We start from the raw sequence: 21,711 nt of genomic DNA, 5'->3' as shown, positions 1-21,711 counted from the left end.
TCCGTCTCTTTTGCCGATTGGAGCCCCTATGTCCGGAAGCCGCGTCCTGTGGGGACAAGTCGCCATCGTTCTCGTGATCGTGCTCACCGCGATCTGGTGCGCGACGCAATGGACGGCGTGGCGGCTCGGCTTTCAGGGACAGCTCGGCGGGCCGTGGTTCGTGGCGGCGGGCTGGCCGGTCTACTATCCGCCGCTCTTCTTCTGGTGGTGGTATTGCTACGACGCCTATGCGCCCGCGATCTTCATCGAGGGCGCTGGTATCGCGGTATCGGGTGCGTTGGTCGCGATCGTCGTCGCGATTTCACTATCGGTGATCCGCGCGCGGGAGGCGAAGAACGTCGCCACCTACGGCTCGGCACGCTGGGCCGACGCGCAAGAGATCAAGGCCGCCGGTCTGCTCGGCCTCGATGGTGTGCTGCTCGGTCGGCTCGACGGCGACTATCTCCGCCACGATGGTCCCGAGCACGTCCTGTGCTTCGCCCCGACACGATCGGGCAAGGGCGTTGGCCTTGTCGTGCCGACGCTGCTGACCTGGCCGGGCAGCGCGATCATCCACGACATCAAGGGCGAGAACTGGGGCCTGACCGCCGGCTTCCGATCGAAGCATGGCCGCGTGCTGCTGTTCGATCCGACCGATCCGGCGTCGGCGGCGTACAATCCGCTGCTGGAGGTGCGGCGCGGCGACAAGGAAGTCCGCGACGTGCAGAACATCGCAGACATCCTCGTCGATCCAGAAGGCGCACTCGACAAGCGCAACCATTGGGAAAAGACCAGCCATTCGCTGCTGGTCGGCGCCATCCTGCATGTTCTCTACGCGGAGCCGGACAAGACGCTGGCCGGTGTCGCCAACTTCCTCTCCGATCCGAAGCGGCCGGTGGAGGCAACACTGCGCGCGATGATGAGCACGCCGCACCTTGGCAAGGCCGGCGTTCACCCGGTCATCGCGTCTTCGGCCCGCGAGCTTCTCAACAAGAGCGACAACGAGCGGTCAGGCGTGCTCTCCACCGCCATGTCGTTTCTCGGCCTCTATCGCGATCCCGTGGTGGCGAAGGTGACGGCACGGTGCGACTGGCGCATCGCCGATCTGGTCGCGGGTAAGAAGCCGGTCAGTCTCTACCTCGTGGTCCCGCCCTCCGACATCAACCGCACCAAACCGCTGATCCGCTTACTGCTCAATCAGGTCGGGCGTCGTCTGACCGAAGACCTGAAGACCTCCGCCAACCGGCATCGCCTCCTGTTGATGCTGGACGAGTTTCCGGCGCTCGGCCGTCTCGACTTCTTCGAGAGCGCACTCGCCTTCATGGCGGGCTACGGCATCAAGTCCTTCCTGATTGCCCAGAGCCTCAATCAGATCGAAAAGGCTTACGGCGCGAACAACAGCGTGCTCGACAACTGTCATGTGCGCGTCGCCTTCGCCACCAACGACGAGCGCACCGCCAAGCGCGTGTCGGACGCCCTCGGCACCGCGACCGAGATGCGCGATTCCACCAACTATGCCGGCCACCGGCTGTCGCCCTGGCTCGGCCATCTCATGGTGTCGCGGCAGGAGACGGCGCGGCCGCTGCTCACCCCCGGAGAGGTGATGCAGCTCCCGCCCGCCGACGAATTGCTGCTGGTCGCAGGTGTGCCGCCCGTGCGGGCAAAGAAGGCGCGCTACTACGAGGATGCTCGTTTCAAGGAACGCATCTTGCCGCCGCCGAAGGCGCCGACAGCGTCCGCGCCGGCAGCGCAGTCCGTGGATGATTGGTCGACGCTGGCGATCCCGGCGGCATCGGCTGGAGCAACATCCGACAACGGGAATGGTGTGAGCTTCGATCCGGCCAATGCCGGCATTCGCCGCGAGCCGGAATTGCCGGAACATGAGGAGATCGCGCCACCCGAGCGATCACCCCTCAGTGAGTTCGATGTTCTCGACGACGATCCCGATGTGGACGCCGCCCGGGCCAGCCGCTTGCGCCAGCAGGTCACATCGAATGCCCGGCAGGCAACGATGGACCCGGCTGATGGCCTCGAACTGTGAGGATGGCCATGCAGACCAAGACCCGCATGAATGTCTATTTCGAGCCGGAACTTCTGAAGAAGGTCGAGGCGCTGGCGCTCCGTCGCAACATCTCCAAATCCGCCGTCATTGAAGCCGCCGTCGCCTCCTTCCTGTCGGCGGATGCGTCCGAGCGACTTGAGGCCGTGTTCGCGCGCCGCATGGATGGCATCGGCCGACAGATCGATGGACTCGATGAAGACATAGCCATTGTCGGCGAAACGCTCTCGCTGTTCATTCGCTTCTGGCTGACCATCACGCCGCCGCTGCCCGACAGCGCGCAGGCATCGGCGAGGGCGAAAGGCGCAGAGCGCTTCGAGAGCTTCGTGCAAACTCTTGGGAGGCGACTGGCGACAGGGGATCGGTTCTTGAAGGAGCTGTCCCGCGATGTCGATGCGAACCAAGAGGAGACGAACGCGAGAGCCTAATTCGCCTCACATGGAAGAGCCTTCGGTTGGGATCGTCGGTCGGCGAGATTGACGCCGAGCGCTGCAAGCGTGCAGACGCCGAGCAGGATGGCCGTGCCGACGGTGTCGCCCCGTCCAACCCACCCCGCGACGATCGGTGCCAGCACAAGCAGCGCGCCGTTGTTCATCGATTCTGACGACGCCAGCACGAAGCCGGCGTCCGAGCCGGCCCGGCTCGCTTGAATGGCGGTGTTGGCCGGTGCGGCGAGGCCTGATGCAAAACCCCAGAGAGCCAGTAGCCCGATTGCCAAACCGAGGCTCGGGTTGGTCGCCAGGAAGGTGCTCTGCGCTACGAAGATGAGAGCGATGGCGAAGACGAGGACAGTCTCTGGCCTTCCGGCCCAGATGGTGAAGCGCCCGATGGCGAGATTGCCGGCCGCGAGACCGACCCCGAAGGCGGTGACCGAGAGCCCGACCATGCTGGTCGAAAGACCGTAGCGGTTGCGCAGCACCTCACCGGAGATCAGGAAGCCGGCAATGGTCGCGCCGAGCCAGAATCCTTTGCAGAGATTGGGCCGGAGAATAGCGCCGTCGAGCAGGCGCGCCGCAGAGGCTTTGAGCGATCGGCCCTGCCGCGCCACGGAGGGAGGCAGAATGCGCGCGGCCAGCACGAGAACGGCGAGGCAGCCGCAGGCGACGGCGATGAACGGCGCTTGCCAATCGAAGGTATCGGTGAGCAGCCCCGCGAAGGTCGGTCCGGTGGCAATGCCGAGGGTCAGACCGAAGAGGACGAGGCCCATGGCGCCGGCTTGGCGTTCCTCGGGAACGGTCTCGGCGATGAGGGCGAAGGCGGTCGGCGTCAGGGCCGCGCCCGCTCCGCCACCGAGAATGCGGGCGATGATCGCGAAGGTGAGCGAGGGTGCGAAGGCGACGGCCAGCGCATCGGCGGCAAAGAGCGCCAATGCCGGCAGGAGCAGGCGGCGGCGGCCGATCCGGTCGCTGAGGAGGCCGATGAGCGGCGCGAGCACGGCATAGGACACCGCATAGGCAGAGACGAGCCAGGCGATATCGGCGGGTTTCGCGGCGAAGGCCGACGCCAGCGGCGTCAGCATCGGCGCGAGCATGAATTCAACCGCGCCGACGAAATAGACCGCGAGCGCCAGGGTGGCGAGGATGAGCGAGGGCGATGGGGCTGGTTTCGGCATAGGCAAGCGTCTCCGGTACGCTGATGTCGTCCTGACCGGAGGCAGCTTTCAGGGTGATGAGAAGCTTCTGGCGACGGGTTTCGAGATCGGTCATCTGCCGTTCGATCGCCGCGAGCTTCAACCGATGCGCAGCGGCCACCTTCGGACAGGCGGTGACCGTGGCGGGATCGTCGACGATGCAATTGAGAAAGGTTGCGATTTCCTCGGTGGTGAAGCCGAGTCGGATCATCCGGCCGATGCGGCGCACCAGAAGCACATCGGCTTCGTCGAAATCGCGATAGCCGTTCTCCTCGCGGGTGGCGCGGATCAGGCCGACCTTCTCGTAGTGACGGATAGAGCGCACGCTCGCCCCCGTCCTTTTTGCAACGTCTCCGATCTTCATCCGCCCTCCTGCTGCATCTCGTAACCCCTGACATCAATGTCAGGGTCAAGGGCAAATCGATCAAGGAGCAACCGCGTTCTTTTCCGTGCCGACCGGGTGCTGCATGCGGGAACTGACCGCGATGCGGTTCCAGATGTTGATGGTTCCGATGGCGATCGTCAGCTTGGCGATGTCGGCTTCCGAGAAGATGGCGCGGACGGTTTCAAAGGCGGCGTCGGGAATGCCCGTCGCGGCGGCGAGGGTCACGCTCTCGGTCCATTCGAGGATCGCCCGATCGCGCGCGTCGAAGAACGGGGACTCGCGCCAGACGGCGACGAGATGCAGCAATTGGGCGTCCATCCCGTCCGCCAGAGCGTCCTTCACATGCAGGTCGACGCAGTAGGCGCAACCGTTGATCTGCGAGGCGCGCAGCTTGACGAGATGAAGCGTGCGCTTGTCGAGGCCCGACTTGGTCACGGCGCCGTCGAGGGTGCGGACCGCCTGATAGAGTTCGGGTGCCAGCGCGGCGATGTTCAGTCTGGGGTGCATGGGTGCCTCCGGTAGCGAGAGGGGTTGGCTGATAATCATGGATAATATATATCCATGATTAGGACGCAATCCAAGAACGGAACGGGAGAGGGCGATGCGGCGCATGAGCGACGGGGTGGAGGCGGCGCTGCACTGTGCCTTGGTGCTGGCCGGATTGCGGGAGGGCAAAGTGCTTCCGGGCAAGAGTCTCGCCGAATTGCACGGCGTTTCGGAAACCTATCTTCTGAAGCATTTGCGGGCGCTCGCTGCGGCTTCCGTCATCGATGCCGTGCCGGGGCCGCGCGGCGGCTATCGACTGGCGCGCGACCCGGAGCGCATCACGTTGCTCGACATCGTAGAAGCGATCGACGGGCGGGAGCCCGCCTTCGTCTGCCGCGAAATCCGCCGGCGTGGTCCCGGCAAGGCGAAGGACCCGTGCGCCTACAAGGCCGATTGCTTCATCAAGACCCGCATGATCGCCGCCGAGGAGGCTTGGCGGACTGCCCTGCAACAGCAAACCCTTGCCGATCTCGTTGCCGACGGAGCCCAATTGATCGACGCGCACAACAAGAAGGCGGTGGCGACCTACGTCGAGAACGCACAGCGCTGAGCGATATCGGCCGGCCGACAGCGAATAACCAATCCCGCCAATCACCGCCTTTTCTTCGCCAAGGCCGCACGTCATCAAAACCTTGTTGAATCAGCCCAATTTCCGGCTCTTTTAATCGACCCCGTCTGGGGACCGTCTGACTTCTCCCCGGCGAGATCGGGGATCAGATGGCGGTTTCGCATCACAATACGGAAGGCTTGGCTCGCGGCGCGCGGATGCTGCGCACGGCGCTTGGCCCCGCCATCGCCCGCCTTCTGGAAGATGTGTCCGTCGTCGAGGTGATGCTGAACCCGGACGGGCGCATCTGGATCGATCGGCTCTCTGAAGGACTGTCGGACACCGGCGAGCATCTGTCGCCGGCAGATGGCGAGCGCATCGTGCGCCTCGTCGCGCACCACGTCGGCGCCGAGGTTCATGCTGGTCGCCCGCGCGTTTCGGCCGAACTGCCGGAGACCGGCGAACGGTTCGAGGGGCTGTTGCCGCCGGTGGTCGCGGCTCCCGCTTTCGCCATCCGCAAACCCGCCGTCGCCGTGTTCACGCTCGACGATTACGTCCGTGCCGGGACCATGTCCGCTGCACAGGCCGAAGCGCTTCGCCAGGGCGTCGCATCCCGCGCCAACATCCTCGTCGCGGGCGGCACCTCGACCGGCAAGACGACGTTGACCAACGCGCTGTTGGCGGAGGTCGCGAAGACTTCCGATCGCGTCGTCATCATCGAGGATACACGCGAGCTGCAATGCGCCGCGCCGAACCTCGTCGCGATGCGGACGAAGGATGGCGTCGCCTCACTCTCCGATCTTGTCCGCTCATCCCTACGCCTGCGCCCGGACCGTATCCCGGTCGGGGAGGTGCGCGGCGCGGAGGCGCTCGACCTTCTGAAGGCTTGGGGTACCGGCCATCCGGGCGGCGTCGGCACCATCCACGCCGGCAGCGCCATCGGCGCACTGAGGCGGATGGAACAACTCATCCAGGAAGCCGTCGTCACCGTTCCGCGCGCGCTGATCGCCGAGACCATCGATCTCGTGGCCGTCCTGTCCGGCCGTGGTGCCGCGCGCCGGCTCGCCGAACTCGCCCGTGTCGATGGCCTTGGCCCGGACGGCGATTACCGCGTCGTGCCCGCCGTCGACGGCGCATCGAACGCGATCCGCACCAACCCGGAAGGAGAAACTCCGTGATCCAAGTCGCACGCCTCGCGCGCCAACGTTTCGCCCTAACCGTCTCCATCGTCGCGCTCAGCGTGGCGGTGACGGCACCCGCCTATGCCTCCGGCTCATCAATGCCGTGGGAACAGCCGCTGCAGCAGATCCTTCAGTCGATCGAAGGTCCGGTCGCCAAGATCATCGCCGTGATCATCATCATCACCACGGGCTTGGCGCTGGCTTTCGGCGACACCTCGGGCGGCTTCCGCCGCCTGATCCAGATCGTCTTCGGCCTGTCGATCGCGTTTGCCGCCAGTTCGTTCTTCCTCAGCTTCTTCTCGTTCGGCGGCGGAGCGTTGGTCTGATGGCGGGCGTCGGCGATCAGAGCGGCGAAGTGCCGGGCTTCACTGTGCCGGTTCACCGAGCGTTGACCGAGCCGATCCTACTCGGCGGCGCGCCGCGTGCCATCGCCATCATGAATGGCACGCTCGCCGGCGCGGTGGGCCTTGGTCTGCGTCTCTGGCTGGTCGGCATCGCCATCTGGGCGATCGGGCACTTCGCGGCGGTGTGGGCGGCAAAGCGCGACCCGCTGTTCGTCGAGGTCGGCCGCCGCCATCTGCGCATATCTGCGCACCTTTCGGTCTGAGGGGACGCGGCCATGATGAACCTCGCCGAATATCGCAACCGCAATCGACGTCTCGCCGATTTTCTCCCCTGGGCGGCCTTGGTCGGCCCTGGCATCGTGCTCAACAAGGACGGCAGTTTCCAACGCACTGCAGGCTTCCGTGGTCCCGATCTTGACTCGGCTGTGCCCGCCGAGTTGGTCGCCGTCGCAGGCCGCCTCAACAATGCCTTCCGCCGTCTCGGCAGCGGTTGGGCGATCTTCGTCGAGGCGCAACGCCATGCAGCGGGCGTCTATCCCGCGAGCCGCTTTTCCGATGCTGCCTCGGCGCTGGTCGATGCCGAGCGGAAAGCCGACTTCGAAGAAGCGGGAGCACACTTCGAGTCCAGCTACTTCCTGACCTTCGCCTATCTGCCGCCGGCCGAGGACGCCGCGCGCGCCGAGACATGGCTCTACGAAGGCCGCGAGAAGACCGGCATCGACGCGCACGAGGTGATGGCCGGTTTTGCCGACCGCACCGACCGGCTGCTGCGTCTCATCGAAGCCTTCATGCCGGAGTGCCGCTGGCTCGATGACGGCGAGACGCTAACCTATCTGCACGGCTGTGTCTCCACGCACCGGCATCGCGTCCGCGTTCCCGAGACGCCGATGTATCTCGACGCGCTCTTGGCCGATCAGCCGCTCACCGGCGGGCTGGAGCCGCGGCTGGGAGCGCAGCACCTGCGCGTTCTGACCATCACCGGCTTTCCGACAGCGACGACACCGGGCCTGCTCGACGAACTGAACCGGCTCGCCTTTCACTATCGCTGGTCCACTCGCGCCATCCTGCTCGACAAGACCGATGCGACGAAGTTGCTGACGAAGATCAGGCGGCAATGGTTCGCCAAGCGCAAGTCGATCGCCGCGATCCTCAAGGAGGTGATGACCAACGAGCAATCCGTGCTGGTGGACACGGATGCCTCGAACAAGGCGGCGGACGCCGATCTCGCGCTTCAGGAACTCGGCGCCGACTATGCCGGCATCGCCTACGTCACCGCCACGGTGACGGTGTGGGACACCGATCCGCGCGCTGCCGACGAGAAGCTGCGGCTGGTCGAAAAGGTCATCCAGGGCCGCGACTTCACCGCGATGGTGGAGACGATCAACGCCGTGGACGCATGGCTCGGCAGTCTGCCGGGGCATGTCTATGCCAACGTCCGGCAGCCACCGATTTCCACGCTCAATCTCGCCCACATGATCCCCCTCAGTGCCGTGTGGGCGGGGCCGGAACGGGACGAGCACTTTGGCGCCGCCCCCTTGCTGTTCGGCAAGACCGAAGGCTCGACCCCGTTCCGGTTTTCCCTTCATGTCGGCGATGTCGGCCACACACTGGTTGTTGGTCCGACCGGCGCCGGCAAATCCGTGTTGCTGGCACTGATGGCCCTGCAGTTCCGCCGTTATGCCGGGGCTCAGGTCTTCGCCTTCGACTTCGGCGGTTCGATCCGCGCCGCCGCGCTCGCGATGCGGGGCGACTGGCACGATCTCGGTGGTGGGCTGACCGACAGCTCTGAGACCTCTGTCAGCCTGCAGCCACTCGCGCGCATCGAGGAGACCGCCCAGCGCGCCTGGGCCGGGGACTGGATCGTCGCCATCCTCATCCGCGAAGGCGTCGCCATCACCCCGGAGGTCAAAGAACATATCTGGACGGCGTTGACCCCACTCGCCTCCGCGCCAGTCGAGGAACGCACCATCACCGGCCTCTGCGTCCTGCTGCAATCGAACGACCTGAAACAGGCGCTCCGCCCGTACTGCATCGGCGGCGCATGGGGCCGGTTGCTCGATGCCGAGCACGAGCATCTCGGCACGGCCAGTTGCCAAGCCTTCGAGACCGAAGGGCTGATCGGCACCGAAGCTGCGCCCGCCGTGCTCGCCTATCTCTTTCACCGGATCGAAGACCGGCTCGACGGCTCGCCAACGCTCATCATCGTCGATGAGGGCTGGCTGGCGCTCGACGACGAGGGCTTCGCCGGCCAGCTCCGGGAGTGGCTGAAGACGCTCCGGAAGAAGAACGCCAGCGTCATCTTCGCCACACAGTCGCTCTCCGATATCGACGGGAGTACCATCGCGCCCGCCATCATCGAGAGCTGTCAGACACGGCTTCTGCTGCCAAACGAACGGGCGATCGAGCCGCAGATCACAGCCATCTATCGCCGTTTCGGTCTCAACGACCGCCAGATCGAGATCATCGCGCGGGCCATGCCCAAGCGCGACTACTACTGCCAGTCCCGGCGCGGCAACCGGCTGTTCGAGCTGGGTCTGTCGGACGTGGCGCTGGCGCTCTGCGCCGCGTCCTCGAAGACCGATCAGGCGGCTATCGCGAAGATCGTCGCCGAACATGGCCGTGACGGCTTCCTCGATGCCTGGTTGCGCCATCGCGGTGCCGGCTGGGCCGCCGACCTCATTCCCGACCTCACCAATCTGGAGACACGTCCATGACCCTGCGCCGTTCGTGCGCGGCGCGCTTCGTCGCTGCCTTGCTTTCCGCCTCAGTCGCCATCGCGCCGATGCTGCCGATGCCCGCGCACGCCATCATCGTCTTCGACCCGTCGAACTATGCGCAGAACGTCCTTCAGGCTGCCCGCGCGCTCCAGCAGATCACCAATCAGATCACCTCGCTGCAGAACGAAGCGCAGATGCTGATCAATCAGGCCCGCAATCTGGTGAGCCTGCCGTATTCGTCGCTCCAGCAGCTTCAGCAGTCCGTGCAGCGCACGCAGCAGCTTCTGGGGCAGGCGCAGAACATCGCCTACGACGTCCAGCAGATCGACCGGGCCTTCCAGCAGAAATATTCGACCGCTTCGATGTCGGCGTCGGACCAGCAACTCGTCGCCGATGCCCGCTCGCGCTGGCAGAACACCGTCGGCGGTCTGCAGGATGCCATGCGCGTGCAGGCCGGCGTCGTCGGCAACATCGACACCAATCGTGCGCAGATGTCGTCGCTGGTTGGAGCCAGCCAGTCAGCGACCGGCGCGCTCCAGGCGACACAGGCCGGCAATCAGCTTCTCGCGCTCCAGGCGCAGCAGCTCGCTGACCTCACGGCCGTGGTCGCCGCCAACGGCCGGGCGCAAGCGCTCAGCGATGCCGAGCGGGCGGCCGCGGCCGAGCAGGGGCGCGAACAGCGCCGGCGCTTCCTGACGCCGGGCACGGGCTACCAGCCCGGTTCGGCCAAGATGTTCTACGGCAGCAACTGAGGGGGCGGCGATGGACGGCAAGACCCTCGCACGCCTCGGTGTCGTCGCCTTCGTCGCGGTGGCGATCACCGCCTCGGTGATCGAGCTGACCCGCAAGGAAGAAACGACGGAGATCCGCACCGTCAGCCGTCCTCACGTCGGTGATCCCGGATCGCTGCGCGCCACGCTCCGGCATTGCCGCGACATGGGCGAGGCCGCCAGCCGTGATGCAAGCTGCCTCAAGGCCTGGGCCGAGAACCGCGACCGGTTCCTCGGCACCACGTCACCGGAGGCGCATTGACCATGGGTGGCTCCGGCGTCATCGATCATTTCCTGGAGGTCTTCACCCGCTACATCGACAGCGGTTTCGGCCTGTTGCAGGGAGAGGTGGCGTTCATCGCCACGACGTTGATCGTCATCGACGTGACGCTGGCCGCACTGTTCTGGTCGTGGGGCGCCGACAACGACATCATCGCTCGGCTGATCAAGAAGACCCTATTCGTCGGCGTCTTCGCCTACATCATCGGCAACTGGAACAACCTCGCGCGCATCGTCTTCGAGAGCTTCGCAGGGTTGGGCCTGAAGGCGTCCGGCACCGGCTTCTCGGTCAGCCATCTCATGCGTCCCGGCAAGGTGGCGCAGACCGGCCTTGATGCGGGCCGGCCGCTGCTCGACTCCATTTCCGACCTGATGGGCTGGGTGTCGTTCTTCGAGAACTTCATCCAGATCGCCTGTCTGCTGTTCGCCTGGGCGCTGATCCTGCTCGCCTTCTTCATCCTCGCCGTCCAGCTCTTCGTCACCCTGATCGAGTTCAAGCTGACGACGCTCGCCGGCTTCGTGCTGATACCCTTCGGCCTCTTCGGCAAATCCGCCTTCATGGCCGAGCGGGTGCTCGGCAACGTGATCTCGTCGGGCATCAAGGTGATGGTGCTCGCCGTCATCATCGGCATCGGCTCGACACTGTTCTCCGAGTTCACCGCCGGTTTCAACGGAGCGACGCCGACGATCGACGACGCTATGGCGATCGTGCTGGCGGCGCTGTCGCTGCTCGGTCTCGGCATCTTCGGCCCCGGCATCGCCAACGGTCTCGTCTCGGGAGGGCCGCAACTCGGTGCTGGCGCGGCGATCGGAACCGGACTCGCCGCCGGCGGCATGGCGATGGCGGGTGCTGCGGCGGTCGGTGCCGCCGCCTCCGGTGGTGCGGCATTGGCGGGAGGTGCCGCCGCAGCGGCACGTGGTGGGGCGGCGCTCGCAGGGGGAGCATCGTCAGCCTACAGCCTCGGTGCCGCCGGACACACCGGCGCGACAGGAGTCGCAGCGGGTCTCGGCAATGTCGCCGGCACCGGCGCCTCCAAACTCGGCTCTGCCATCGCCAGCCCGTTCAGGCGCGCCGCCGCGTCGATGAAGGACAGCTTCGAGGCGGGCGGCCGATCGGTCACCGGCGACGGCGCTCCATCGGATGCTGCCGCATCCTCATCTGCAACCACCGACGGTCCGCCCGCCTGGGCCAAGCGCATGAAGCGCTCGCAGGCGATGTCGCACGGCGTCCAGGCCGCCGCCCATGCGGTCAAATCCGGTGACAGCCATGGCGGCGGCTCGTCCGTCCATCTCTCCGAAAGCGACCGCTGATGTTCAAACGACCGTCCACCCACTATGGCAAATCTCCCGAACCCGAGACGCCCTATCAACGCGCCGCGCAGGTCTGGGATGATCGCATCGGCTCCGCTCGTGTGCAGGCGAAGAACTGGCGCCTGATGGCTTTCGGATCGCTGGCCTTGTCGGCGGGTCTCTCCGCCGCCTTGGTCTGGCAATCGCTGAGCGGCTCGGTCGTGCCGTGGGTGGTGCAGGTCGACAAACTCGGTCAGGCGCAGGCCGTCGCGCCGGCAACCGCCGATTATCGGCCAACCGATCCGCAGACCGCCTTCCATCTCGCGCGCTTCATCGAAGAGGTTCGCTCGATCCCGGCTGACGCGATCATCGTCCGTCAGAACTGGCTCAGGGCCTACGACTTCACCACGCAGGCTGGCGCGCTGGCGCTCAACGACTACGCCCGCGCCAACGACCCCTTCACCAAGGTCGGCAAGACGCAGATCGCCGTCGATGTCTCGAGTGTCATCCGCGCGTCGCCCGACAGTTTCCGCGTCGCCTGGGTCCAGCGGACCTATCAGGACGGCTCGCTCGCCTCCACCGAGCGCTGGACCGCCATCCTGACTGTCGTCGTGCAGGTGCCGCGCGACGCCGAAAAGCTGCGGGCCAACCCGCTCGGAATCTACGTCACCGCCATCAACTGGTCGAAGGAGCTTGGATCGTGACCCCCTCAACTGATGTCGACAAGCTCGGCGATCTTGCCGCCCTTCAAGGAAAAGACGGAAACACCCCGTATGGCGATAGTCTGTCCGGCCTTCCAGCCATTCGGCAGATCGCCCGCGACCGTGGCGCTGTAATCGATCTCCAGCGTGACATGCCCACCGCAGGCGATGGCGTTGGTGATCGTCTGTTTTCGCTGAGTGAAGATCGCAACGCCTTGCAGCGCAAGTTCACGGAAAGCCGCGACCCCTTGCGTTTCCGCCGAGATGTCGTCACCGGACTTATTCACGAAATGCACGTCGTCCGACAGGCAACGGATCATGCCGGCAACGTCGAGATCGTTGTATGCAGAAATATAGTCGGAAACGACCGCGGGGATTTCGTTCATCACAGGTTCTCCGGCGAATTACTTTGCAGGGCACTTTATCTCGGTTGTTTGACACTTGCACTAAGCGCTTGCGCTGTGCATGTGCCGCCGCCCGAGATATCCTACGACGATGCGGCGCCGGCCGTCATCGCCACCGATCCGCCGGCGCCTGTCCGAGTGGTGGAATTGCCGAAGCCCTTGCCGTTGCCCGGCCAATTGAAGCCCGTCGGCAAAGATGGCAAACCGACGCCCGAACTGCCGGACCCCACCGCGCGGGTGAATGAGGCCAACGCCGCCGCGCGGATGCAGCCGGTCCGGAACGGCTTCATCAACGCCATCCAGGTCTACCCCTTCGTCGATGGCGCGCTCTATCAAGTCTACACCGCGCCCGGCCAGATCACCGACATCGCCTTGCAGCCCGGCGAAACTCTGGTGGGCTCAGGTCCCGTCGCCGCCGGCGACACGGTGCGCTGGATCATCGGCGACACCGAGAGCGGCGCCGGAACGACAAAGCAGGTTCATATTCTCGTCAAGCCGACCCGGCCCGAACTGATGACCAACCTTGTCATCAACACCAACGCGCGCACCTACCACATGGAGCTGCGCTCAACCGAGAAGACCTATATGGCCTCGGTCTCCTGGCAGTATCCACAGGACCAGCTCATTGCGCTGCGCCGCCAGAACGCCGAGGCGCAGGCCATCCAGCCCGTGGCGACCGGCATCGATCTCACGCGCGTCAACTTCCGCTACGAGGTGACCGGCGACCGCGCACCGTGGAGGCCGCTCCGCGCCTTCGACGACGGTAAGCAGGTGTTCATCGAGTTCCCGCGCGGCATCGGCCAGGGCGAGATGCCGCCACTCTTCGTCGTCGGTCCGGAGGGTGATACCTCGGAACTGGTGAATTATCGCGTTCGCGACAACTACATGATCGTCGACCGGCTGTTTGCCGCCGCCGAGTTACGCTTCGGCGCGGCGAAGGATCAGAAGCGCGTTCGCATCTCCCGAACCGATGGGAGGCCGGCGTCGTGAGCGAGATTGCCCCCGATCGTCAGAAGCCGGACGCGGACGACGATGCCCGGCCGCTGACCGGAGAGCCGGTCGCGCCGATGCGGCTGCGCCCCGAACCACCGCGCGTGACGCGCCTGTCGAGAAAGGTGCTGATCGCCCTTGGCCTGCTCGCCGGCACCGGCATCGGCGGTACCCTGATCTACGCACTCCAAACCCGGCACGGCGGCAAAGCGAACGAGGAGCTCTATTCGACCGACAATAGGGCGACGCCGGATGGGCTCGCCGGCCTGCCGAAGGACTATGCCGGTATTCCGAAGCTCGGCCCGCCGCTACCCGGCGACCTCGGTCGCCCGATCCTCAGCGCCCAGAATGCCGGACAGCCGGTGCCGACGCCGGGGATTGCGACGCCCAATCCGGGGATCAGTCAGGAAGAGCAGCGCCGTATCCAGGAGTTGGAGGCCGCTCGAACGGCGCGCCTCTTTGCTTCGACCGAGACGCGGCCAGCCAACGCCGCTGTCCCACAGCCGCAAGCGACGGTCTCGCCGCAGACGGACCTCGCCAGCCTCGGGCTCGCACCACAGCCGGCGACGCCTTCCGCGCAGGATCGCCAGCTCGCGTTCCTCAATCAGGCACCCGACAAGCGCACCGTCTCTCCCGATCGCGTCACCGCGCCTGCGTCGGCCAATGTGCTTCAGGCGGGGGCGGTCATCGCGGCGGCACTCATCACCGGCATCCGCTCCGATCTTCCGGGCCAGATCACTGCTCAGGTCACGGATAACGTCTATGATGGCCCCACCGGGCGCATCCTGCTCGTGCCGCAGGGCACGCGGATCATCGGTCAGTACGACAACGGCGTTGGCTTCGGTCAGCGCCGCGTGCTGCTCGTGTGGAACCGGTTGATCTTCCCCAATGGCCGCTCGATCGTGTTGGAGCGCCAGCCAGGTGCAGACGCCGAGGGCTATGCCGGGCTCGAAGATGGCGTCGATTACCACTGGGGCGAGCTGTTCAAGGCCGCGGCGCTGTCGACGCTGCTCAGCGTTGGCGCTCAATCTGGATCATCGAACAATGACAGCGACATTATCCGCGCCCTGCGCAACGGCGCGTCCGATAGCATCAACCAGACCGGCCAGCAGATCGTGCAACGCCAGCTCAACATCGCGCCGACGCTCACCATCCGGCCGGGTTTCCCGGTCCGCGTGATCGTCACCCGCGATCTCGTGCTTGAGCCCTACGGAGGCTGACATGGCAAAGCTGAAACTCGGTCCGATCGCCGACGACAAGCCGGTGAAGGTCACGCTTGAGCTGCCCGCCAGCCTGCATCGAGACCTGATCTCCTATGCCGAAATCCTCGGACGGGAAGGAGGACAAGTCGCCGCCGATCCCGTTCGCCTGATCGTGCCCATGCTGGAACGGTTTATCGCCACAGACCGGGGATTTGCAAAGGCGCGGCGGGGAAACCATATCTCCGTTAACAAAAAAGTGGATCCCTGAGCCATCGCAGCTATTGGTTTCGGAAAAGAACCTAACATAAGGCCCTTTGCCACAAGCGCGCGCCCGGCCGCTATATTCCTGACGACGACGATACGCACACTTTCATCCTTAGTGTTTCTTCACGACACCTTGGTCAGCCCGTGCCGAATGGTCCCGGGTGCGTACTGGTGAAAAGTGCATCACTTCGTTGAAGTCTGATGCGCAAGCCGGTAAGCTGGTCCGAGAAACCGTGGGGATGGAAATGAACGAGCGTCCACGCAAGGCAACGCGACTGACAGTTAGTCTGGAAGAGCAGGATTATCAGACGCTGTGTCAGATTGCGTTATTGAGGGACGCTTCGGTCTCGTGGGTCATCCGTCAGGCGATTCGCCAATTCATCGAGAGCTCGTCCGAAGCCCGTCATCCCTCCGCTATGTCTCGACCGCCTCGAAAGGGTGGTGAGGCATGAGGCTTGTCAGAAACAGTGGGACGGATCGAGGCGTCGACAGGCTGCGCGAATGGCTCGATCAGGGCGCTCTCATAGACATCGTTTCCCCGTCCTTTTCGCTGCTTGCATTCGCAGAGCTTCGAGGCGTTCTCGATCGGATCGAGCGATGCCGATTGCTGCTCGGAGATGCGAGTTCCGTTCTGCCCGGCCTTCTTGGCGGCGAGGCCGACATCGTCTTTCGTGGACAACTCCAGGGGCGCTGGCTGGCCCGTCTCGTTGCTGATTGGGCGCGGAAGCGGGTCGAAATTCGGCACGCACGCCGGTCGCCGCCTCAGTCGCTGATACTCGTCAATGGCAAGCCTGACTTCCGTCGAGCCATGGTCGGCACATGCTCATTCACGTCCGATGGGCTCGGAGTCACTCCAAGCGGTCGCTTGGGATTGGTTCAGGCAACCGAGTCCGATGCCGAGACTGCTGATTTTTCCGAATGGTTCCGCTCGAACTGGGAGGACATTGAGGCGAGCCCATCGGCAAAGGCCCACTTTCTGAATGCGTTGGAGGAAATTGCCTCGCAGCGCGCGCCATCGCTCGTCTATTTCCAGATCCTCTATCAGGTCTTCAAGGACTTGGGTGATGAGCTTGACGAAGAGCGGATCATCAAGTCGGCGACCGGCATTCGAAACACCGTCGTGTGGAAGAAGCTGTTTCGCTTCCAGCGCGATGGAGTCGTGGGGGCGATCGACAAATTGGAGAGGATCGGCGGCTGCATTATTGCTGACAGTGTTGGCCTCGGAAAGACATTCGAAGCGCTTGCAGTCATAAAGTACTATGAGCTTCGCAATGATCGCGTTCTCGTGCTTTGCCCAAAGCGCCTCCGTGATAACTGGACCCTCTATAAGGCAAATGATCGCCGCAACATTCTGGCCTCAGACCGGTTCAATTATGACGTTTTGAACCACACGGATCTGTCGCGCGACGGTGGTGTATCCGGCGACATCGATCTTACGCACGTCAACTGGGGCAACTACGACCTCGTGGTCATCGACGAGTCGCACAACTTCAGGAACAAGCCAACTCACAAGGACCGCGACAGCCGCTACGACCACCTCATGAAGCGGATCATTCTGTCGGGGGTGAAGACCAAGGTGCTGATGTTGTCCGCAACGCCGGTCAACAACCGTCTTGCAGACCTCAAGAACCAGATCGCCTTTGTAACGGAAGGGAATGACGCGGCTCTTACGGCCAATGGCATTCCAAGCATCGAGGCGACAATTCGTAAGGCGCAAGGCCAGTTCAATCGTTGGCTCGACCTGCCAGAAAGTGAGCGTCGGCCCGCAAAGCTCATGGACATGCTCGGCTTTGACTACTTCAAGCTGCTCGACATGTTGACGATCGCCAGATCGCGCAAGCATGTGCAACGCTATTATGGGGTCGAGGAAACGGGGCAGTTTCCTGACAGGCTGCCGCCGGTAAACATCAAGGCGGACGTTGACCTTACGGGTGAGTTTCGGCCTATTCGCGAGGTCAACAACGAGATCCGGCGCCTTACTCTCGGCGCCTACGCGCCACTGCGATACGTGCTGCCACACAAACAGGCGGCGTATGACGAGAAGTACAGTACGAAGATTAGAGGAGGCGATCAGTTTTTCCGGCAGCTTGATCGCGAGGAAAGCCTCATCCATCTCCTACGCGTGAATATCCTGAAGCGCATGGAGAGTTCAGTCGCGTCGTTCTCCCTGACCATCGAACGCCAACTCGCGGACGTTGATGCTCTGCTCGCCAAAATCGACTCCCATGACGACTCGATCGAGGAAATCCCGATTGACGACGTGGATGTGGACGATCCCGCATTCGAGCCGCTGCTGGTCGGCCGAAAGGTCAAGGTGCTTCTCCAGGACGTTGACCGCATTCGCTGGCGACAGGATCTCGTCGAGGACCATGAACGCTTGGCGGCGCTTCTATCGGCCGCGCGTCTTGTTATCCCCAAGCGCGATGCCAAGTTGGCTGCGCTCAAGCGGTTGATCGTTGAAAAAGTCCGCAATCCGATAAACTCGGATAACCGGAAGATTTTGCTGTTCACGGCATTCGCCGATACGGCGGACTATCTCTACCGCGAGTTGGCCGATTGGGCGCGCTCGGCGCTCGATCTACATAGCGCGGTCGTTACCGGCGCTGGGGCGAATAAGACCACATTGCCGGGCGTTCGCGGGGACATGAGCAGCATTCTGAGCGCCTTCTCTCCGAGGTCCAAAGAACGGCCAGCAGAGCTTGTCGCTGAGGGAGAAATCGATCTTCTGATTGCCACGGACTGTATTTCGGAAGGTCAGAATCTTCAGGACTGCGACTACCTCGTCAACTATGATATCCATTGGAATCCCGTGCGGATCATCCAACGATTTGGCCGCATCGACCGGATTGGTTCCCGAAACTCCAGAATTCAGTTGGTCAATTTCTGGCCGAATATGGAGCTGGACGAGTATCTTGACCTCGAATCCCGCGTCAGCGGGCGCATGATTCTTCTGGATGTGTCGGCTACCGGCGAGGAGAACGTCATCGAGTTCCAAGCGGGCAACGAGATGAACGATCTGGAATACCGTCGCGCGCAGCTTCAAAAGCTGCAGGACGCTGTGATCGATCTCGAAGACTTGTCCAGTGGCGTTTCCATTGCGGATCTCACGCTCAACGATTTTCGGATCGATCTAGCGGGCTATCTGGGGGCCAATCGGGATCGACTCGACGCATTGCCGCTCGGCACCTACGCGGTCACCGAGGCTCCCGACGAGGGAGAGAGCCCGGTACCGCCGGGTGTCATCTTCTGCCTGCGCGCCGTCGGCGACGCGGCTTCCGTCGCCGAGCCGGGTTATCCGCTGGCGCCGCATTACGTCGTTCACGTCGGAGAGGACGGAGAAGTCCTGCTTCCCTACACGCAGGCCAAGCAGGTGCTCGATCGTCTGAAGAAGCTCAGTCTTGGCCGCGACCAGCCGGACCAAGCGGCTTATGGTCGGTTCGACAAGGCGACGCGCGCTGGTCGCGACATGGAACCCTATCGCAAGCTGCTCGCCCGCGCAGTCGGCACCATTGTCGGCAAGCGCGAAGAGCGGGCGGTCGCCAGCCTGTTTCAAATGGGCGGCACGCACGCGGTGAAGGGGGAGTTCGCCGGGATCAACGACTTCGAGGTCGTTGCGTTCCTGGTTGCCCTGGCTCCGACGGCGGACGTAACGCCATGACGGAAGTGGCGGCGACCGACCCGATCATTTCGGCTTTGGACTTGCCGCCGGGAGCGCGCCTTGACATGCGCGTGCCGAAAAAGGCGCTGCTTGAGCAAGGTGCGCCAACGACGACCGACAAGCGCGCCATCCAAGACGGTATCGAAGAGATGCAGTGGATCGCAGCGCTCAAGCCCAATACCGTCGCCATACCCGCCTTCGTGGACGAAGGCCGAAACTATTCGGAGATTGCGGTCCTATCCGCGACGCTTCGCCCCGAGGCCCGTTCGGCCCGTCTCACCGAGCTCATTCATCGCGCCATTCCGTATCCGGTCCTGCTGATCACACTGTCCGGCGCGCGTGCGGCCGTGTCGGTCGCGCCCAAGCGTGCGGCGCAGAACGAAGGAAACAAGGTGGTGGTGGAGCGCGTCGTGATAGCGGGCGAGATTGATCCGGACGCACCTACCGCGATGGAACAGTCATTCCTGGAAAGCATGGCACTTGCCCAGCAACCCGCACGCGATCTATCGACGGTTTACGACGGGTGGCTGGTTCGGATCGAGGCGCTGAACGCGGCGCGCGTCTCGGGCCAATTCATCCTCGCCAATGAAGCCGATCGGATCGATCGTCGTCGCGCGGCGCTGGAAGAGCACGCTCGGCTTTTGCGCGAGATCGCACAGTTGCGCGCGCAGGCGGGGCGCGCCAAACAGATTAGTCAACGGGTTGATTTGAATCAGAAAATCAAGGCGGTCGAAGCCGCCATCGATCGTGCCAAGCGGTCGATGTTGGGGGATGGCGAATGAAGATTTCCACGATCCTGGACCATATTGACAGCGGGCACATGGCGCTGCCTGAATTCCAGCGTGGCTATGTCTGGAACCGCGATCAGGTTCGCGGCCTGTTCGACTCGCTGTACCGTCGGCATCCGGTCGGTGGCCTGCTTGTGTGGGCAACGGAGGCTAAAACGGCCGCGCATCGCGGCGACGGCCCGATCGCGGCAGGCATCGTCAAGCTCTTGCTGGACGGCCAGCAGCGTATGACCTCGCTCTATGGCGTCGTGCGTGGACAGCCTCCAAAGTTTTTCGACGGCAACGCCCAGGCCTTCAGTGGCCTGCGTTTCCATCTGCAGACCGAGACCTTCGCCTTCTACCAGCCGGTCAAGATGCAGGACGATCCGCTTTGGATTGATGTCACCGCCTTGATGAAGGCGGGGAACGCCGGACTTGGGGCGTTGATCGCTCAGCTTTCCGCCGATCCTGCCCATGTGGCGAATGTCGGCGCTTATGTCGGCCGACTTGGCGCTCTGCTTGGCGTCACCGAGATCGACCTGCATGTCGAGGAGGTCACCGGCCAGGACAAGACCCTGGATGTCGTCGTCGATATTTTCAATCGGGTGAACAGCGGCGGCACCAAGCTGTCGAAGGGTGATTTGGCGCTCGCGAAGATCTGTGCCGAATGGCCGGAAGCGCGCGACTCCATGAAGGCCAAGCTGAAGGAATGGACGGCCGCCGGCTACCAGTTCAACCTCGATTGGCTGCTACGCTCCGTCAACACGGTTCTGACCGGAGAGGCCAAGTTCAGCTATCTCCACGACAAGGGCGCGCTCGACATTCAGGATGGCTTGAAGCGCGCCAGCAAACACATCGACGCGAGCTTGAATTTCATCGCCGGGCGCCTCGGGCTCGATCATGACCAGGTGTTCTTCGGGCGCTTCGGCGTGCCCGTCATGGTGCGCTACATGGACAAGACGAAGGGAGCGCTGGACGCCAAGGAGCGTGACAAACTCCTGTTCTGGTTCGCGCAAGCCGGCATGTGGGGGCGCTTCTCGGGATCGACGGAGACCTTCATCGATCAGGATCTGGCCGCCCTCGAAGGGCCGAACGGCGGCCTGGACACGCTGCTGGAACAGCTTCGGCTCTGGCATGGGGGGCTTCGGGTTGAAGCCGGCCACTTCACCGGCTGGAGCCTCGGCGCGCGCTTCTATCCGGTGCTCTACATGCTGACCCGTATGGGCGAGGCGCGGGATTGGGGGACGGGCTTGCCTCTGCGCGCCAGCCTGCTCGGGAAAATGAGCCGCCTGGAGGTTCATCACATCTTCCCCAAGGCGCAGCTCTACAAGCTGAAACACCGCCGGGCCGACGTGAACGCGCTTGGCAATTTCTGCTTCCTGACCAAGGACACGAATCTCAATATCAGCGATCGCTTGCCGCAGGAGTATTTCCCGGAGGTCGAGGCGCGGCATCCCGGCGCGCTGGCGTCGCAGTGGATACCGACCGATCCCGCGCTGTGGAAGATCGAGCGCTACCTCGATTTTCTCGAAGCCCGCAAGGCGTTGCTGGCTGAAGAGGCGAACCGGCGCTTCGAGGATTTGCTCCATGGCGATGCGCGCTGGCTTGGCACGGCGGCGCCGGTGGCGGAAGCCGAGGCGCAGGCGGTGGGCGGCATCACGAGCGAGGTCGAGGAAGCCGAACTCGAAGCACTCAATGATTGGGTCGACGGCCAAGGCTTGCCGCGTGGCCTGCTCGGCTTCGACTACGCCGATCCGGTCACGGGCGCGCAGAAGGCGTTGTTCGATCTGGCGTGGCCGGACGGTCTGCAGCCTGGTTTAAGCGCTCCGATCGCCGTGTTGCTCAATGAAGGCCCGGAAATTCTCGCCCTGGCGAGCAAGGCGGGTTTCCGCTGCTTCACGTCCTCGGCTGATTTCCGCACCTATGTCGAAACCGAAATTCTGCACCTGGAAGCGGCCTGACCGCTGCCGTGCCCCGTTTGCACCTGATTGAGTTGGA

Annotated in this window: 22 protein-coding genes and 1 pseudogene; 18 read left to right on the top strand and 5 right to left on the bottom strand. The window is 63.9% G+C overall.

Annotated elements, in window-relative coordinates:
• Positions 1-28: 28 nt before the first annotated feature.
• Entirely contained in the window at positions 29-2,020 is a 1,992-nt protein-coding gene (locus tag BUF17_RS03405) for a conjugal transfer protein TraG (protein WP_073625739.1), read from the top strand.
• A gap of 8 nt (positions 2,021-2,028) precedes the next feature.
• Complete coding sequence (locus BUF17_RS03400; protein WP_073626033.1) at positions 2,029-2,466, top strand: ribbon-helix-helix domain-containing protein; 438 nt, start codon at positions 2,029-2,031, stop codon at positions 2,464-2,466.
• On the opposite strand, the gene BUF17_RS03395 is transcribed toward BUF17_RS03400, so the two are convergent.
• The 4 genes and pseudogenes from BUF17_RS03395 to BUF17_RS03385 all read right to left on the bottom strand — a co-directional run bounded on the left by BUF17_RS03395 (position 2,463) and on the right by BUF17_RS03385 (position 4,560).
• Positions 2,463-3,650 carry an MFS transporter gene (locus BUF17_RS03395; protein WP_073625738.1) on the bottom strand — a complete coding sequence of 396 codons (1,188 nt, stop codon included), beginning with the start codon at positions 3,648-3,650 and terminating at the stop codon, positions 2,463-2,465. The two genes, BUF17_RS03400 and BUF17_RS03395, sit on opposite strands and share 4 nt — an antisense overlap.
• Positions 3,574-3,849, bottom strand: coding sequence for a MerR family transcriptional regulator (locus BUF17_RS23490; protein ID WP_428977623.1), 276 nt, complete (start codon positions 3,847-3,849; stop codon positions 3,574-3,576). Before BUF17_RS23490 ends, BUF17_RS03395 begins: the two co-directional genes overlap by 77 nt.
• A gap of 45 nt (positions 3,850-3,894) precedes the next feature.
• Positions 3,895-4,032 (bottom strand): annotated as a pseudogene (locus tag BUF17_RS23485) (MerR family DNA-binding transcriptional regulator); the annotation flags it as partial.
• A gap of 60 nt (positions 4,033-4,092) precedes the next feature.
• Complete coding sequence (locus BUF17_RS03385) at positions 4,093-4,560, bottom strand: carboxymuconolactone decarboxylase family protein (RefSeq protein WP_073625736.1); 468 nt, start codon at positions 4,558-4,560, stop codon at positions 4,093-4,095.
• Positions 4,561-4,654: 94 nt separating this feature from the next.
• Here BUF17_RS03385 and BUF17_RS03380 point away from each other — a divergent pair, with 94 nt between their 5' ends.
• The 9 genes from BUF17_RS03380 to trbF all read left to right on the top strand — a co-directional run bounded on the left by BUF17_RS03380 (position 4,655) and on the right by trbF (position 12,431).
• The gene (locus tag BUF17_RS03380; protein WP_073625735.1) at positions 4,655-5,149 is read left to right on the top strand and encodes an Rrf2 family transcriptional regulator; all 495 of its coding nucleotides are present in this window, start codon (positions 4,655-4,657) and stop codon (positions 5,147-5,149) included.
• A 167-nt stretch (positions 5,150-5,316) separates the two neighbouring features.
• Positions 5,317-6,324, top strand: coding sequence for a P-type conjugative transfer ATPase TrbB (trbB, locus tag BUF17_RS03375; protein WP_073625734.1), 1,008 nt, complete (start codon positions 5,317-5,319; stop codon positions 6,322-6,324).
• A 47-nt stretch (positions 6,325-6,371) separates the two neighbouring features.
• Entirely contained in the window at positions 6,372-6,653 is a 282-nt protein-coding gene (locus BUF17_RS03370) for a TrbC/VirB2 family type IV secretion system protein (protein WP_244909415.1), read from the top strand.
• A complete protein-coding gene (locus tag BUF17_RS03365) occupies positions 6,653-6,934 on the top strand; it encodes a VirB3 family type IV secretion system protein (RefSeq protein WP_073625732.1) in 282 nt (93 codons plus the stop codon). The genes BUF17_RS03370 and BUF17_RS03365 overlap by 1 nt, the downstream gene beginning before the upstream one ends.
• A gap of 12 nt (positions 6,935-6,946) precedes the next feature.
• Positions 6,947-9,385, top strand: coding sequence for a conjugal transfer protein TrbE (gene trbE, locus BUF17_RS03360; RefSeq protein ID WP_073625731.1), 2,439 nt, complete (start codon positions 6,947-6,949; stop codon positions 9,383-9,385).
• The gene (trbJ, locus tag BUF17_RS03355; protein ID WP_073625730.1) at positions 9,382-10,140 is read left to right on the top strand and encodes a P-type conjugative transfer protein TrbJ; all 759 of its coding nucleotides are present in this window, start codon (positions 9,382-9,384) and stop codon (positions 10,138-10,140) included. Before trbE ends, trbJ begins: the two co-directional genes overlap by 4 nt.
• 10 nt (positions 10,141-10,150) lie before the next feature.
• Entirely contained in the window at positions 10,151-10,420 is a 270-nt protein-coding gene (gene trbK-alt, locus BUF17_RS03350; protein WP_073625729.1) for a putative entry exclusion protein TrbK-alt, read from the top strand.
• A gap of 2 nt (positions 10,421-10,422) precedes the next feature.
• Positions 10,423-11,748, top strand: a complete 1,326-nt coding sequence (gene trbL / locus BUF17_RS03345) for a P-type conjugative transfer protein TrbL (protein WP_073625728.1) — start codon at positions 10,423-10,425, stop codon at positions 11,746-11,748.
• Complete coding sequence (gene trbF, locus BUF17_RS03340; protein WP_073625727.1) at positions 11,748-12,431, top strand: conjugal transfer protein TrbF; 684 nt, start codon at positions 11,748-11,750, stop codon at positions 12,429-12,431. Before trbL ends, trbF begins: the two co-directional genes overlap by 1 nt.
• 5 nt (positions 12,432-12,436) lie before the next feature.
• Here trbF and BUF17_RS03335 read toward each other — a convergent pair whose 3' ends face one another.
• Positions 12,437-12,814, bottom strand: a complete 378-nt coding sequence (locus tag BUF17_RS03335) for a nuclear transport factor 2 family protein (protein WP_073625726.1) — start codon at positions 12,812-12,814, stop codon at positions 12,437-12,439.
• A 48-nt stretch (positions 12,815-12,862) separates the two neighbouring features.
• On the opposite strand from BUF17_RS03335, the gene trbG reads away from it, so the two are divergent.
• The 7 genes from trbG to BUF17_RS03300 all read left to right on the top strand — a co-directional run bounded on the left by trbG (position 12,863) and on the right by BUF17_RS03300 (position 21,674).
• Positions 12,863-13,822, top strand: coding sequence for a P-type conjugative transfer protein TrbG (gene trbG, locus BUF17_RS03330; RefSeq protein ID WP_073625725.1), 960 nt, complete (start codon positions 12,863-12,865; stop codon positions 13,820-13,822).
• Complete coding sequence (locus tag BUF17_RS03325; protein WP_073625724.1) at positions 13,819-15,042, top strand: TraB/TrbI/VirB10 family type IV secretion system protein; 1,224 nt, start codon at positions 13,819-13,821, stop codon at positions 15,040-15,042. The genes trbG and BUF17_RS03325 overlap by 4 nt, the downstream gene beginning before the upstream one ends.
• Before the next feature lies 1 nt (position 15,043).
• A complete protein-coding gene (locus BUF17_RS03320) occupies positions 15,044-15,292 on the top strand; it encodes a DUF2274 domain-containing protein (RefSeq protein ID WP_073625723.1) in 249 nt (82 codons plus the stop codon).
• A gap of 235 nt (positions 15,293-15,527) precedes the next feature.
• A complete protein-coding gene (locus tag BUF17_RS23480) occupies positions 15,528-15,740 on the top strand; it encodes a ribbon-helix-helix domain-containing protein (protein WP_073625722.1) in 213 nt (70 codons plus the stop codon).
• Entirely contained in the window at positions 15,737-18,946 is a 3,210-nt protein-coding gene (locus BUF17_RS03310; RefSeq protein WP_073625721.1) for a helicase-related protein, read from the top strand. Before BUF17_RS23480 ends, BUF17_RS03310 begins: the two co-directional genes overlap by 4 nt.
• Positions 18,943-19,728, top strand: coding sequence for a DUF4391 domain-containing protein (locus BUF17_RS03305; RefSeq protein ID WP_073625720.1), 786 nt, complete (start codon positions 18,943-18,945; stop codon positions 19,726-19,728). The genes BUF17_RS03310 and BUF17_RS03305 overlap by 4 nt, the downstream gene beginning before the upstream one ends.
• Complete coding sequence (locus BUF17_RS03300; protein ID WP_073625719.1) at positions 19,725-21,674, top strand: GmrSD restriction endonuclease domain-containing protein; 1,950 nt, start codon at positions 19,725-19,727, stop codon at positions 21,672-21,674. Before BUF17_RS03305 ends, BUF17_RS03300 begins: the two co-directional genes overlap by 4 nt.
• Positions 21,675-21,711: the final 37 nt, after the last annotated feature.

This window comes from Pseudoxanthobacter soli DSM 19599, assembly GCF_900148505.1.
GTDB lineage: Bacteria > Pseudomonadota > Alphaproteobacteria > Rhizobiales > Segnochrobactraceae > Pseudoxanthobacter > Pseudoxanthobacter soli.
Note: the sequence above shows the minus strand (reverse complement) of the source record. Positions and strands in the feature narration are given on the sequence as shown.

What these genes read in the sequence shown, in the direction of transcription:
- BUF17_RS03310 (WP_073625721.1), top strand. Translation starts at nt 15,737, where the DNA reads ATGAGGCTTGTCAGAAACAGTGGGACGGATCGAGGCGTCGACAGGCTG.
- BUF17_RS03405 (WP_073625739.1), top strand. Translation starts at nt 29, where the DNA reads ATGTCCGGAAGCCGCGTCCTGTGGGGACAAGTCGCCATCGTTCTCGTG.
- BUF17_RS03400 (WP_073626033.1), top strand. Translation starts at nt 2,029, where the DNA reads ATGCAGACCAAGACCCGCATGAATGTCTATTTCGAGCCGGAACTTCTG.
- trbF (WP_073625727.1), top strand. Translation starts at nt 11,748, where the DNA reads ATGTTCAAACGACCGTCCACCCACTATGGCAAATCTCCCGAACCCGAG.
- BUF17_RS03365 (WP_073625732.1), top strand. Translation starts at nt 6,653, where the DNA reads ATGGCGGGCGTCGGCGATCAGAGCGGCGAAGTGCCGGGCTTCACTGTG.
- BUF17_RS23480 (WP_073625722.1), top strand. Translation starts at nt 15,528, where the DNA reads ATGGAAATGAACGAGCGTCCACGCAAGGCAACGCGACTGACAGTTAGT.
- trbE (WP_073625731.1), top strand. Translation starts at nt 6,947, where the DNA reads ATGATGAACCTCGCCGAATATCGCAACCGCAATCGACGTCTCGCCGAT.
- BUF17_RS03380 (WP_073625735.1), top strand. Translation starts at nt 4,655, where the DNA reads ATGCGGCGCATGAGCGACGGGGTGGAGGCGGCGCTGCACTGTGCCTTG.
- BUF17_RS03395 (WP_073625738.1), bottom strand. Translation starts at nt 3,650, where the DNA reads ATGCCGAAACCAGCCCCATCGCCCTCGCTCATCCTCGCCACCCTGGCG.
- BUF17_RS03300 (WP_073625719.1), top strand. Translation starts at nt 19,725, where the DNA reads ATGAAGATTTCCACGATCCTGGACCATATTGACAGCGGGCACATGGCG.
- BUF17_RS03305 (WP_073625720.1), top strand. Translation starts at nt 18,943, where the DNA reads ATGACGGAAGTGGCGGCGACCGACCCGATCATTTCGGCTTTGGACTTG.
- trbK-alt (WP_073625729.1), top strand. Translation starts at nt 10,151, where the DNA reads ATGGACGGCAAGACCCTCGCACGCCTCGGTGTCGTCGCCTTCGTCGCG.
- BUF17_RS03385 (WP_073625736.1), bottom strand. Translation starts at nt 4,560, where the DNA reads ATGCACCCCAGACTGAACATCGCCGCGCTGGCACCCGAACTCTATCAG.
- trbL (WP_073625728.1), top strand. Translation starts at nt 10,423, where the DNA reads ATGGGTGGCTCCGGCGTCATCGATCATTTCCTGGAGGTCTTCACCCGC.
- BUF17_RS03335 (WP_073625726.1), bottom strand. Translation starts at nt 12,814, where the DNA reads ATGAACGAAATCCCCGCGGTCGTTTCCGACTATATTTCTGCATACAAC.
- trbJ (WP_073625730.1), top strand. Translation starts at nt 9,382, where the DNA reads ATGACCCTGCGCCGTTCGTGCGCGGCGCGCTTCGTCGCTGCCTTGCTT.
- trbB (WP_073625734.1), top strand. Translation starts at nt 5,317, where the DNA reads ATGGCGGTTTCGCATCACAATACGGAAGGCTTGGCTCGCGGCGCGCGG.
- BUF17_RS03320 (WP_073625723.1), top strand. Translation starts at nt 15,044, where the DNA reads ATGGCAAAGCTGAAACTCGGTCCGATCGCCGACGACAAGCCGGTGAAG.